General features: G+C 32.2%; 12 protein-coding genes. 6 read left to right on the forward strand and 6 right to left on the reverse strand.

Going from position 1 to position 13,736, the window contains the following annotated elements; all coding sequences use genetic code 11:
- Nucleotides 1-245: 245 nt before the first annotated feature.
- Both HKP48_RS00785 and HKP48_RS00790 read right to left on the reverse strand, forming a co-directional pair.
- Nucleotides 246-1,190 (reverse strand): lytic transglycosylase domain-containing protein, encoded by a 945-nt coding sequence (locus HKP48_RS00785; RefSeq protein WP_296341831.1) that lies wholly within the window; start codon nt 1,188-1,190, stop codon nt 246-248.
- 43 nt (nt 1,191-1,233) lie between these two features.
- A complete protein-coding gene (locus HKP48_RS00790; RefSeq protein ID WP_296341833.1) occupies nt 1,234-1,902 on the reverse strand; it encodes an alpha/beta hydrolase in 669 nt (222 codons plus the stop codon).
- Nucleotides 1,903-2,086: 184 nt separating this feature from the next.
- Here HKP48_RS00790 and HKP48_RS00795 point away from each other — a divergent pair, with 184 nt between their 5' ends.
- Nucleotides 2,087-2,383 carry an N-acetyltransferase gene (locus HKP48_RS00795; protein ID WP_296341835.1) on the forward strand — a complete coding sequence of 99 codons (297 nt, stop codon included), beginning with the start codon at nt 2,087-2,089 and terminating at the stop codon, nt 2,381-2,383.
- Nucleotides 2,384-2,726: 343 nt separating this feature from the next.
- Here the strand turns inward: HKP48_RS00795 and mtaB are convergent, their stop codons facing one another.
- Nucleotides 2,727-4,046, reverse strand: a complete 1,320-nt coding sequence (gene mtaB / locus HKP48_RS00800; protein WP_296341837.1) for a tRNA (N(6)-L-threonylcarbamoyladenosine(37)-C(2))-methylthiotransferase MtaB — start codon at nt 4,044-4,046, stop codon at nt 2,727-2,729.
- 45 nt (nt 4,047-4,091) lie between these two features.
- On the opposite strand from mtaB, the gene HKP48_RS00805 reads away from it, so the two are divergent.
- Nucleotides 4,092-5,726 carry an ABC transporter substrate-binding protein gene (locus HKP48_RS00805; protein ID WP_296341841.1) on the forward strand — a complete coding sequence of 545 codons (1,635 nt, stop codon included), beginning with the start codon at nt 4,092-4,094 and terminating at the stop codon, nt 5,724-5,726.
- On the opposite strand, the gene HKP48_RS00810 is transcribed toward HKP48_RS00805, so the two are convergent.
- The 3 genes from HKP48_RS00810 to HKP48_RS00820 form a co-directional block, all read right to left on the reverse strand.
- Complete coding sequence (locus HKP48_RS00810; protein ID WP_296341845.1) at nt 5,713-6,654, reverse strand: hypothetical protein; 942 nt, start codon at nt 6,652-6,654, stop codon at nt 5,713-5,715. The genes HKP48_RS00805 and HKP48_RS00810 overlap by 14 nt on opposite strands.
- Complete coding sequence (locus tag HKP48_RS00815; RefSeq protein ID WP_296341848.1) at nt 6,623-7,798, reverse strand: GlmU family protein; 1,176 nt, start codon at nt 7,796-7,798, stop codon at nt 6,623-6,625. The genes HKP48_RS00810 and HKP48_RS00815 overlap by 32 nt, the downstream gene beginning before the upstream one ends.
- Nucleotides 7,799-7,944: 146 nt before the next feature.
- A complete protein-coding gene (locus tag HKP48_RS00820; protein ID WP_296341855.1) occupies nt 7,945-8,196 on the reverse strand; it encodes a type B 50S ribosomal protein L31 in 252 nt (83 codons plus the stop codon).
- 214 nt (nt 8,197-8,410) lie between these two features.
- Between HKP48_RS00820 and HKP48_RS00825 the strand changes: the two genes are divergently transcribed.
- The 4 genes from HKP48_RS00825 (at nt 8,411) to HKP48_RS00840 (ending at nt 13,575) form a co-directional block, all read left to right on the forward strand.
- On the forward strand, nt 8,411-8,944 hold the full coding sequence (locus tag HKP48_RS00825; protein ID WP_296341850.1) for a DUF4199 domain-containing protein: 534 nt from the start codon (nt 8,411-8,413) through the stop codon (nt 8,942-8,944).
- A gap of 46 nt (nt 8,945-8,990) precedes the next feature.
- Entirely contained in the window at nt 8,991-9,941 is a 951-nt protein-coding gene (locus HKP48_RS00830) for a glycosyltransferase family 2 protein (protein ID WP_296341851.1), read from the forward strand.
- 67 nt (nt 9,942-10,008) lie between these two features.
- Nucleotides 10,009-11,736, forward strand: a complete 1,728-nt coding sequence (locus HKP48_RS00835) for a phospho-sugar mutase (protein WP_296341852.1) — start codon at nt 10,009-10,011, stop codon at nt 11,734-11,736.
- A gap of 3 nt (nt 11,737-11,739) precedes the next feature.
- A complete protein-coding gene (locus tag HKP48_RS00840) occupies nt 11,740-13,575 on the forward strand; it encodes an ABC transporter transmembrane domain-containing protein (protein WP_296341853.1) in 1,836 nt (611 codons plus the stop codon).
- Nucleotides 13,576-13,736 lie beyond the last annotated feature (161 nt).

Consider the following 13,736-nt stretch of genomic DNA (forward strand, 5'->3'; position numbering starts at 1 on the left):
ACTATCCCAAAAGCGATATCCCCAATAGGGCTGTTTTACTAAGATTATTTCTAAATTCAACGGTTCCGTTCAACAGGAGTTTTCATTGTTCGTCCTGCGGACGCAACGAAAACTTAGTTGTTGTACCTAGGCGTTTTAAAAGGATTAATCCTTTTAAATAAGATTGTAATTACTGCAGATATTGCAATAATGTAATTATGCCCTATTAATATTTCCCAAATATGACTGTTTATATAGTCTAAGAGCTAGGGTGCAGTTTTATATATACCTTTCTCTGGTAGTTGGATATGGTAAAGCTTTCTAGACTTATTATTTAGATGTGGCTCACGGAGCCAAGGATTGTGTATTTTTAATATTTTGTAGTTAATCCCAAATTTTTTTGCAAATTTGGTAAAATCGACAACAGCTGTATCAACTTTCACTTTGTATGTTGGAACAGGTTTATATAAATCGTTTTTAGTGAAATTGAATCCATACTTACTTGGATTATTCAAAATTTCTTTGAGTGCTACTATTCTAAACATGTATCGCCCTGTTTCCTCACCTAATAATAAATCGTAATAATCATTGACATTTTGTTCTTCTAATCGTCTTGCAATACCTGCTTTCCCAGCATTATAAGATGCTGCTGCTAGTGTCCAATTTCCGAATTTTACTTTTGCTTCTTTAAGGTATTTGCAAGCAACTTTTGTCGCTTTTTCTAAATGATAACGCTCATCAATATTAGAGTTAATTTCTAATCCATTTTCACGACCTGTTGTTTTCATAATTTGCCAAAACCCCTTTGCACCTGCTGGTGAAACTGCATTGGTCAATCCACTTTCTATAACCGATAGATATTTAAAATCTTCAGGAATCCCATTTTCCTTTAGAATTGGCTCAATTATAGGAAAATATTTTTGTGCACGTTTAAACATTAACAAACCATTAGATTGCCAATACGTGTTAACCAAAAGCTCACGATCCATACGCTCATAAATATCTGGGCTATCTAAGGGTAATGGTTCTCCAGCAAAATTTAAATCCATTGGCACTTCTAATGCATAAATATTATAATCTTTGACTAAAGATGTGTTCTTCTCTAATACAACCTCATCTGCATCTGATGGCGCTTTTTGCATTCCAAAAATAAAGAAGCCTGAAAGTGCTATTAAGCCTATTACCGCAAATATATTTTTTATAATTTTCATGAGAATTTCTTTTGTTTAAATGTATTAAATAAACGGCTGATTGTCAAGCCTCATTCAATATAAGTTTTGGTAAATTTTCATTAAACCATTTATACTTATTAATAATCATAATATGTGTACCGCCTTTGATAACAATACAATCGCCTTCACAAGAATGCGGAAAAACAAAATCATTGTTACCATGAATATATAAAGCATCAGGATGTGGTTTTTCTTGATTCCAACAAACTACCTGTTTAATTGCCCAATCCAAATAAGTTTTATTATTTACTGACAAATACTTTTTATAAAGTTCGACGCGTTTCTTTATAGTTTTACCAAAAGCATACTTGGCTAATAAATCTATATTTCCAACTAACTGAGTAGGTAGTATTTTGTAAGCCTTAGTATATTTTAGAAGCTTAAGGCGTTTTGGTAACTCGTGACGTGATTTAACACTAGACACCACAAAAAGTTTACGCAAGTTTATATACTTACTCATCTCTTGTACTAGCATTCCGCCAAATGAAATACCTAGTAAAACAATGTTATCATGCTTAATCTCGGTAATCATACGTTTTGCATAGGCTTCAAGAGATTCATTCTTAACAGGAATTTTCCACTCTAACCAATGAATTTTAAATTGATTTTTTGGCAGTTTTATATACTCAAAAATTAGAGGGTTAGCAGCCATTCCTGGCATAAAATACAGATGTATAATTTCATTTTTCATTGCTAACTGTATCCAAAAATATTTCTAGCCATTTATTTCAAAAATAGCTGCTGTTAAAGACCTACTGTAGTGGGCTTTAACAAATAAAACCCCCATTATTGCTATAATTTTTGTATATTTGCACAAATCTATTCAAAATATAGAATCTACCCTAGCCAACCGCTAATTTTAAATACAAAAAATTATGACAGAAACTGCTGAGTTAATTGACAACGAATTTTTACGTCAATTTGAGTTAAATGTTGAAAATGAAATGGCTATTGTTGAATATTCTTTACAAGAACGTAAAATATTTTTAACAAAACTTATTATCCCCGATACCATCAGAACTAAAGAATTTGAATTAGAATTTATTGATATGGTTTTCAGTAATATTAAGGAACGAAACATTAGTGTTGTGCCAACAAGTCCTGAGATTGCTAAATTTGTTAGAGGAAACAGAAAATATAAGAGAATGCTTCCTGTAGGCATCAGAATATAAGCTTTGAAATACATAAAAAAAACGATACATAATTCTATCGGTTTTTTATGTATTAATGTGACAACAACTTTACATTTTATTGTAAGTAAGCACTAAATCTCTTCGTTATAAAATTTGAGAATTATTTGCACAAAAACTTTAATTGCAACTTTAAAAACCCGAACTAATCCACTGATTAAAAATTAATATTTACCACCAATATCTAATTTTATTTCATCACCTTCAACAGTAAAAGAGTTTCTTTTGAGAAAAAGATAAAGATAAGCTTTGAAGAAGAACAGCTATTAAAACGCAGTATAAACTCCTCATTTTATTTGCATTTAATATTTTAATCGGCTCGAAATTAATCTAAAAAATTGAAACGGACCAAGCCATCATCATCAATTTTTGTAAGATTTACTTTACTAATTGTATTTAATAATTCAGGATTCCAAGGCGACTTAACTTTTACGTAGTTTTCTGTAAACCCATGGATATAGCCTTCTTTATTTTCACTTTCAAATAAAACCTCACGCTCCGTGCCTATCTGACTTTCATAAAATGCACGACGTTTCTTAGCAGAAAGACCTCTTAACATTTTACTTCGCTTTGCTCTGATGTTTTTGGGCACTACATCATTAAAACTTGCGGCTTCGGTATTATCCCTTTCCGAATAAGTAAAGACATGTAGATAAGAAATATCTAATTCATTGAGGTAATTATAAGTTTCTAAAAATATCTCATCAGTTTCCCCAGGAAAGCCAACGATAACATCGACACCAATACAAGCATGTGGCATCACTTCCTTTATTTTTAAAACTCTATCCGTATATAATTCGCTCATATAGCGACGTTTCATTTTTTTTAGAAGTGTATCACTACCGCTTTGTAATGGCACATGAAAATGAGGTACAAAAGCTCTAGATTTAGATACTAAATCTATAGTTTCATTCTTTAAAAGATTAGGCTCAATTGATGAAATTCTCAATCTTTCTATACCTTCTACTTTATCAAGCTCAGAAACTAGGTCTAAAAAAGTATGTTCATGCTTTTTGTTTCCAAACTCGCCTTTACCATAATCGCCAATATTAACTCCAGTTAAAACGATTTCTTTGATGCCTTTTTCTGAAATTTCTTTGGCATTTCTAAGTACGCTCTGCATGGTATCACTTCGTGAAATCCCTCGAGCCAATGGAATCGTACAATATGTACATTTATAATCGCAACCATCCTGAACTTTTAGGAATGCTCGAGTTCTATCGCCAATAGAATAACTACCAACATAGAAATCTGCGTCTTCAATTTCACAAGAATGTACTTCTCCAAAATCGTTTTTAGATAAGTCATTGATGTAATCTGTAATCTTAAATTTCTCAGTAGCTCCAAGCACTAAATCCACGCCATCTACAGCAGCTAATTCTTTAGGCTTTAATTGCGCATAGCAACCAACCGCAGCTACAAAAGCATCTGGATTAACCTTTTGAGCTTGTTTTACAATAGTTTTAAAACGCTTATCTGCATTTTCTGTAACTGAGCAAGTATTTATAACATAAATATCCGCTTGCTCTTTGAAATCTACACGATCAAAACCTTCATCTCTAAAGTTTCTAGCAATAGTAGAAGTTTCAGAAAAATTAAGCTTGCAGCCTAATGTGCAAAATGCGACTTTTTTTCTAGCGTTCATTCTTGTATTTTTACCAAGACAGCAAATTTACAACTAAAAGGCAAAATGCTAAAACATAAACTTGGCTTTACAATAATTAAAATCAATAGACTATTCTTTGTTTTATGTGTCATACTTTTTAGTTCTTGTTCTAAAAAGAAAAAAAACAGCAAAGACCATCTCGTTTTTAGATACAATGAACACCGAAACATAAGCTCGCTTGACCCTGCGTTTGCGAAGGATTTAGCAGATATTTGGGCGTCTAATCAGCTTTTTAATGGTTTAGTACAAATGGACAAAAATCTTGATGTACAACCAGCGATTGCTCAAAATTGGGAAATTTTAGACAGTGCAAAAACCTACAGATTCTATCTAAAAAATGAGGTCTATTTCCATAAACATAAGCTATTTCAAGACTCCACTCGAACCGTTAAAGCTTCCGATTTTGTGTATAGTTTTAATAGGCTAAAAGATGACAGAATTGCTTCACCAGGAAGTTGGGTATTGGGCAAAGTTAAAACCTTTTATGCTGAAAATGATTCTACCTTTATTATAAAACTAAAACAGCCTTTCCCAGCTTTTTTAGGTTTATTAACTATGAAATACTGCTCTGTGATTCCTAAGGAAGTTGTTGAACATTACGGAACAGACTTTAGATCAAATCCTGTTGGTACAGGCCCTTTTAAATTTAAGCGTTGGGAAGAAAATATAAAACTGGTATTAAGACGTAATTCTAACTATTTTGAAACGGACACACATGGAAAACAACTGCCTCATCTAGAAGCTGTAGCCATAACATTTTTACCAGATAAGCAAAGCGAGTTTTTACAATTTGCCCAAGGAAATATTGATTTTGTATCTGGGCTAGATGCATCATATAAAGATGAAATATTAACATCAAAAGGCGATTTAAAACCTAATTATGTCAATGACGTTAACATGATTCGTGGTCCATATCTCAATACTGAGTATCTTGGCTTTTTTATGGATAGTGAAGTCCCTGAAATACAATCGCAACTGATACGACAAGCGATTAATCTTGGTTTTGACAGAGAAAAAATGATTACTTATTTAAGAAATGGTATAGGCATACCTGCCAATGGCGGTTTTATCCCAAAAGGATTACCTGGTTACAACAATAACATTGGTTATAACTATAACCCTCAAAAAGCTACCGCATTGCTAAATACCTTTAAAGAGAATACAGGTATTACTAATCCGGAAGTCACCTTAACTACAACTAGCAATTACTTAAGTTTCTGTGAATACATTCAACGAGAGCTTGAAAAAATAGGATTAAATATTGTTGTGGATGTCATTCCTGCTTCGAGCTTAAAGGACTTAAAAGCTAACGGTCAATTAGATTTTTTTAGAGCCAGTTGGATTGCAGATTACCCTGATGCTGAGAACTACCTTTCATTGTATTACAGTAAAAACTTTGTGCCTAATGGGCCAAATTACACACATTTTAAGAATGCTACTTTTGACAATCTATATGAGCAATCTTACTTAGAAACTGACACTGAAAAACGCACAAAGCTTTACACAAAAATGGATAGTTTAGTTATGCAATCTGCACCTATTATTCCTTTGTTTTACGATGAAGTTATAAGATTTACAAGAAAGAATGTCAGTAATTTGGGTATTAACGCAACAAACTTGCTTGATTTAAAAAAAGTAAAAAAGATTAAAACCCAGTAAAATAGTAGATATCATCATTTCCTTTTCCCTTTGTTCGTCTAGAGGTTAAGAATCCTCTTTTTCCATCATCCATTAGAAAAAAAGAAAAGTCTTCACCAATACTATTTATTGGTTTTGGAAGTACTTCAGGAATAATTGTTTCATCAGCAGTATTTAAGTCATAAGAATAAATATCATAACCTCCAAAGCCGCCTCGTCTATTAGAAGAAAAATAGATTTTATTATCATTAGATACAAATGGGTATAATTCGGTACTATAAGAGTTAAGAGTTCTACTTAAGCGCACTGGCTCTCCGTAATTTTGATGCCCAGAAACAGAAACTTTATAGATATCTGTCCTACCTTTAGTGCCTTTAATATTAGAAACAAAATATAAGGTATTACCGTCAGGACTCAAAGCAGGATGAGCATAGCTATAATTATTATTGCAAAATGGCAATTTTATAAAATTAGTCCAGCCTTTGCCCTCAATATATTCAGCACGTTGAATCTGTAGGTTAAACGTTTTAAAATCTTTTCTTTTATTAACTCCTACTGCTACAGAGTTTGTGGTAAAATACATGTATTTACCATCTTTAGAGAAGGTAGAAACAGACATATTAACCATACCTAACTTTGTTTTCTTTATGGATTCCATGTTTATTATTTCGCCTTGTTTATCTAGATTAGCTTTTATAAGTGAATAAATAAAGGTTTTGGATCCATTTTTTATTGGTTTACCTCTTTTGTTAGTAAGATTTTGACTAAAATAGACGTTTCCATTATTCATCATTGCAGAGAAATGGTCAAGTTTATTATTAAGCTTTATATTTTTTATTTTTATTTTTATGTCTTGCGAAAAGCATATTGTAACCATTAAGCATAAAACAATAATTAATAAGCTTCTTAACGCCATACTAGTCTCTCCTATACTTTTGTGTAATTTCAAAAACATGCTCTAAAATAGATTTGTCTAATTGTGTAAAATTAATAGCTCTTCTGTTCATTACTACTTCTGCAACTTCAAAAGCTTTATTAGTTTTGTAAGTTACAAAACCTTTACTTCCACCCCAAGAAAAACTTGGCACAAAATTGCGAGGAAATCCGCTTCCAAATATATTAGAACTAACACCAATTACGGTACCTGTATTAAACATAGTATTAATACCACATTTACTATGGTCACCCATCATGAGTCCACAAAACTGAAGGCCTGTTTTGGCAAAACCCTCAGAATTATAATCCCAAAGTCTTACCTCAGCGTAGTTGTTTTTTAAGTTAGAAGTATTCGTGTCAGCTCCCAAATTACACCACTCACCTAGTACAGAATTACCCAAAAATCCATCATGACCTTTATTAGAAAAACCAAAAATTACTGAATTATTAACCTCGCCACCAACTTTGCAAAAGGGACCGACTGTCGTTGGCCCATATATTTTTGAACCTAATTTTAATACCGAATTATCACCTAAAGCAAAAGGGCCTCGAACCAAACTTCCTTCCATAATTTCTGCGTCACGCCCAATATAGATTGGTCCAGAACTAGCATTTAAAGAGCTAAAATTCACTTTAGCCCCTTTTTCTATAAATATATGTTCAGGGTTTACGGTATTTACAGAATTAGGAATTGGCTCTGATTTTTTATCTTTTGTTATAAACTCAAAATCATTTGCAATAGCTTCTCCATTTTTTGAAAATATATCCCAAGTGTTTTCAATTTTTATAATATCATTTTCGAACTCAATGGCTTCAAATTTTGAAAAATCATCATGCTCTGCACCTTCTTGAACACAAAACGCAATAACATCTTCATCTTTAAAAATAGCTTGATTAACTTCTAGTTCTTTAACCAAGGTAATTATTTCAGTATTTGGGAGAAAAGAGGCATTAATCATAATATTAGTATCCATTTCTACCATTGGAAACTTCTCAGACAAATAATCTTCGGTTACTGTCGTAGTCGTATAGTCAAGATAAGATTCCCATTTTTCTCTAATAGTCAAGATACCAACTCTTATGTCTGCAACTGGACGTGTATAGGTAAAAGGCAACAGATTATTTCTGTTTGGACCGTCAAAAAGGATATAGTTCATTATTTGTCTGAGGTTTGAAGTCTGAAGCTTGAAGTTTTACAACATCATTTTCAACTCTAATTTATATTTCAAAAATACTTTAATTAAAGTAACAAAAAAAGCCTCCAGAAATTATCTGAAGGCTTGATTTTATATATTTAGCTAGCTTATTTCTTAAACTTGGCGTATTTGTTTTTAAATTTATCGATACGACCAGCAGTATCTACTAATTTAGATTTACCTGTATAATAAGGATGAGATGTTCTTGAAATTTCAAGTTTTACTAATGGATACTCAACACCATCAACCTCAATCTTTTCTGCTGTATTGGCTGTAGATTTTGTTAAAAACACGTCGTCGTTAGACATATCTTTAAATGCTACAATTCTATAATTTTCTGGATGTATACCTTTTCTCATCACTAAACGCTTTAATATTTCGATTTTTTTCAAGGTGTAAATTTAATTATTTTTTATAAATGTCCAATCTTTTTTAATCTTTATTTTGAAAGATTTCGTTCTTTTATAACCATAAGACAAAAATACACCGTTTTTCAATATTATTTCTATATAAATGTAACGTTTCCGTATATTTATATACTTACTAACTGATTAACTAATAAACATAGAAACCATGGAAAAATCATTAAAATCTTCAGCTGTAAACTACGGTCTTTACTTAGGTATAGTTCTTGCTGCATTAACTGTTATAGGCTACGCTATTGACCTTAGCTTATTCACCAAATGGTGGTTTGGCATATTTATTTTACTACTTGTAATTGTATTTGGTATAATATCTTCAATGAACACGAGAAAGCTTTCGGGAGGCTTTATAAGCTTTAAAGAGGCTTTTACTTCTTATTTTGTAACAATCTTAATCGGTATTCTTATCAATTCAGTTGTAAGTATAGTGATTTTTAATTTTGTTGATCCTGATTCTGCTATTGCACTTCAAGACATGATTATTGAAAATCAAGCTCAGATGTTAGAACGTTTTGGAACAACTCAGGAAGCTATTGACCAAGCTGTAGCACAAATACGCGAAGGTGGCAGTATGTACTCAATTGGAAATATTGCCAAGTCTATTGCCGTACAACTCGTTGGATTTAGTATCGTTGGACTTATTGTAGCACTAGTTGTTAGAAAAAACGACCCTAACGCAGCTTAATTATTTTATTTACATTTGAAGCCTAAATTTTAGACGGCAATATTATATGGATATATCTATAGTCATTCCGCTTTTAAATGAAGCTGAATCGCTAACAGAATTACACGATTGGATTGTATCTGTGATGCAATCCAATTCGTTTTCTTACGAAATTCTGTTTATCGATGATGGTAGTACTGATAATTCATGGAATGTTATTTCTTCACTTTTAGCAACTAATAACAATGTAAAAGGAATTCGTTTCCTTAAAAACTTCGGGAAATCTCAAGCCTTACATGCTGGTTTTTCAAAAACAGAAGGCGATGTAGTGATAACAATGGACGCCGATTTACAGGATAATCCAGAAGAAATCCCAGAGCTTTACCAAATGATTGTAAAGGAAAACTATGACTTAGTCTCTGGTTGGAAAAAGAAACGCTACGACTCTGTTATTGCAAAAAATTTACCTTCAAAACTGTTTAATTGGGCTGCACGACGTACTTCTGGTGTCAAGCTTAACGATTTTAATTGTGGCCTAAAGGCCTATAAAAATATTGTTGTAAAGAATATTGACGTTAATGGAGAAATGCACAGATATATTCCTGTTTTAGCAAAAAATGCAGGCTTTACCTCCATCGGTGAAAAAGTTGTAAAACACCAAGCTCGAAAATACGGAACCACCAAATTTGGCATGAACCGTTTTATCAATGGATTTTTAGACTTAATTACCATTTGGTTTTTATCGCGTTTTGGTAAGCGTCCAATGCACCTTTTTGGAGCTCTCGGCGTAATTATGTTTTTAATAGGTTTTATAATTGCATTCTACATAGGTGTTGATAAAATATTTCTAAATCCAACAGGGCGTTTAATAACTCAGCGACCAACCTTTTATATAGCATTGGCAACAATGATAATAGGCACACAATCATTTATAGCTGGTTTTCTTGGGGAACTCATTTTAAGGACTAATCGAGATAATAGACGCTATCTCATTAAAGAGAATTTAAATCTAGACTAAATTCCGTTAACATTATCTCATAGCATTATAGTAATTATGTACTTTTGTAGCTTAATACTCTAAGAATATGCTTCACATAGAACCCGAAATACTAGAAAAAGTAAACGAGTGGCTTACCCAAACTTTCGATAAAGAGACACAAGAGAAAGTCAATCGTATGATTGCTGGTAATCCAAAAGAACTAAAAGAAAGTTTTTATAAAAACTTAGAGTTTGGAACCGGAGGAATGCGTGGTATTATGGGTGTTGGTAATAATCGTATCAACAAATACACATTAGGAAAAAACACACAAGGATTAAGCAACTATCTAAAGCAATCTTTTCCTAACCAACAACTTAAAGTGGCTATAGCCTACGATTGTAGACATAACAGTAAAACATTTGGTAATGTTGTTGCCGATGTCTTTTCTGCAAACGGAATACAAGTCTATTTATTCGAAGATTTACGACCTACACCAGAATTATCTTTCGCCTTAAAACACTTAAATTGTCATTGTGGTATCGTTTTAACCGCATCTCACAATCCTCCAGAATACAATGGCTATAAAGTATACTGGCAAGATGGTGGACAGTTAGTACCACCTCAAGATGCCGAAATTATTTCAGAAATAAATAGTTTAAGTTATTCTGATATTAAGTTTGAAAGTAATCCTGATTTAATTACATACATAGGAAAAGATGTTGATGATGTTTTTATCAATGCATCTGTGAAAAATGGAAGTTTTGATACTCCGCAAGAAGCCAAAGACAATCTAAATATTGTATTCACTTCGCTTCACGGTACATCTATTACTATAATTCCTGAAACCCTAAAACGAGCAGGATATAAAAATGTTCATATTGTACAAGAACAAGCAGAACCAAATGGTAACTTTCCAACTGTAAATTCACCTAACCCTGAAGAGCCAGAAGCACTTAAGATGGCTATGGAATTAGCTAAAAAAACAGATGGAGACATAGTTATTGGTACAGACCCTGATTGTGACCGCTTAGGTGTTGTGGTAAGAAATCTTGAAGACGAGCTTGTTATTTTAAATGGTAATCAAACCATGATATTGATGACCAATTTTCTACTAAAGCAGTGGAAAAGCCAAGGTAAAATTAACGGTAATCAATTTGTAGGCTCAACGATAGTATCTACACCAATGATGTCGGTTTTGAGTGACGCATATAATGTAGAATGTAAAATTGGGTTAACAGGTTTTAAGTGGATTGCAAAAATGATTAAAGATTTTCCTGAGTTAGACTTTATTGGCGGTGGCGAGGAAAGTTTTGGTTTTATGGTAGGTGATTTTGTTCGGGATAAAGATGCTGTCACTTCTACCCTATTGGCTATAGAAATTGCGGCGCAAGCCAAAGCTAATGGTAAAACTTTATACCAAGAACTCATCGATTTATACATTGAGCATGGCTTTTACAAAGAACGTTTAGTCTCTATTACAAAAAAAGGAATCGAAGGTGCTGAAGAAATAAAACAAATGATGGTTGATGCTAGAGAAAACCCTCTTAAAGAAGTAAACGGTGAAAAAGTTGTGCTAATCGAAGATTACAAATTATCAGTTGCTAAAAATCTTCAAACACATGAAAGTTATAAGCTAGATATTCCTGAATCTAATGTCTTGATATATTATACCGAAAATGGAAGTAAAATAGCTTTAAGACCTAGCGGAACAGAACCAAAAATAAAATTTTACATCAGTGTAAATACAGCACTAGACAATGTGTCTGACTTTACAAAAACGGAGCAATTATTGGAATCTAAGATTGATGCTATACTAAAAGACATGAATATCTAGACTATGGATTATATTAAAAAGCTTTCTAGATTTATTCTACCTTATAAAAAATATGCATATCTAAATATTTTTTTTAATGTCTTATATGCACTCTTCGGAACGCTTTCATTTGTTTCATTAATGCCAATGTTAGATGTTTTATTAAACACTTCCAAAAGAATTACCATTAAACCAATAAGAGAAAACTTTGAAGGAATTTCTGGTTTTAAAGATTATTACTCTGAGTTATTCAACTTTCATGTCTCTAGTAAAATTGAAGCAGACGGACAATACAATGTTTTAATACTAATGATTTGTATTGTGTTATCTATGTTTTTATTAAAAAACTTAGCAGGTTATTTCTCAAATTTTTTCTTAGCCTATTTAAGAAATGGAATTTTAAAAGATATTAGAAATGAGTTGTATGTAAAAGTTATTAAATTGCCTATTGCCTATTTTTCTGAAAAACGAAAAGGAGATATTATAGCAAGAATTTCTGCTGATGTTAACGAAATTCAAAATTCTCTTTTAGCAATATTAGAATTATTGGTTAGAGAACCGCTTACCATTATTTTTACAATAATTGTAATGTTCACCATTAGTTTAAAGCTCACTATTTTTGTTTTTGTTTTTATTCCTATATCTGGGTTAATAATTTCGAGAGTAGGAAAAAGTCTAAAAAAACATTCAAACCGAGTGCAAATAGAAAACGGTACTTTTCTATCAGTTTTAGATGAAACTTTAAATGGGTTAAAAGTTATCAAAGGATATAATGCCGAATCAAAGTTTGAACGGGTCTTCAATAATTCGACCTCAAGACTATTCAAGTTTTCTAATAACTTAGCACATCGTCAAAATTTAGCATCTCCTACTTCAGAATTTCTTGGCATTGTTGTAATTGCAGTTATACTACTTTATGGTGGTCAGATGGTACTTATCGAAAATACGTTATCTGCTCCAGCTTTTATAACCTATATGACACTGGCATACAACGTATTGACTCCCGCAAAAGCAATTAGCAAAGCTAGTTATAAAGTAAAAACAGGTAATGCATCTGCTGACCGTGTACTCGAAATTTTAAACACTCAATCGCCAATAAAAGATAATGCTAATGCTATATCAAAAAGTGATTTTAATTCTGAAATAGCTATTAAGAATATATCTTTTAAATATGAAGATGATTTAGTTCTTAAAAACTTCACACTTAAGGTTCCTAAAGGAAAAAGTGTTGCACTAGTCGGACAATCTGGTAGCGGCAAAAGTACTATTGCCAATTTGGTAACACGTTTTTATGACGTTAATCAAGGTGATATTTCTATAGACGGTAATGATATTCGTGATTTAAAAAAATCATCGCTTCGTGGTCTAATGGGATTAGTTACTCAAGATTCTATATTATTTAACGATACCGTTAAAAATAATATTCTCATTGGTAAAGAAGATGCTACTGATAATGAAATTATTGATGCTCTCAAAATTGCAAATGCATGGGAATTTGTCAAAGATTTACCTAATGGTATAGACACTAATATAGGTGATGCTGGAGGTAAATTATCAGGTGGACAAAAACAACGCTTAAGCATTGCTCGAGCGGTTCTTAAAAATCCACCAATCATGATTTTAGACGAAGCCACATCTGCCCTTGACACAGAAAGCGAACGTCTAGTACAAATTGCGTTAGAAAACATGATGAAAAACAGAACGTCAATTGTTATTGCGCACCGCTTATCTACTATAAAAAACGCAGACCAAATTATTGTAATGTCAAAGGGAGAAATTGCAGAACAAGGTACACACACAGAGCTTTTAGCTAAAAATGGAGTTTACAAAAAACTTGTTGAGATGCAGAGTTTTGAATAATAATGTGCCTTTATCAACTATCGCTTTTTCCAATACAGGGCAAAATCATACTTTTAAATTTAATATTTTGAGCAAATAGTCTTCATTCCACCCAGCTTCAAGCCTTTTGCTTTTCATAGATAGTTTTTTAGAATGTTCATTCTTCAATAGGTTTAAAGCAA

The organism is Winogradskyella sp., from assembly GCF_013042245.1.
Lineage (GTDB): Bacteria > Bacteroidota > Bacteroidia > Flavobacteriales > Flavobacteriaceae > Winogradskyella.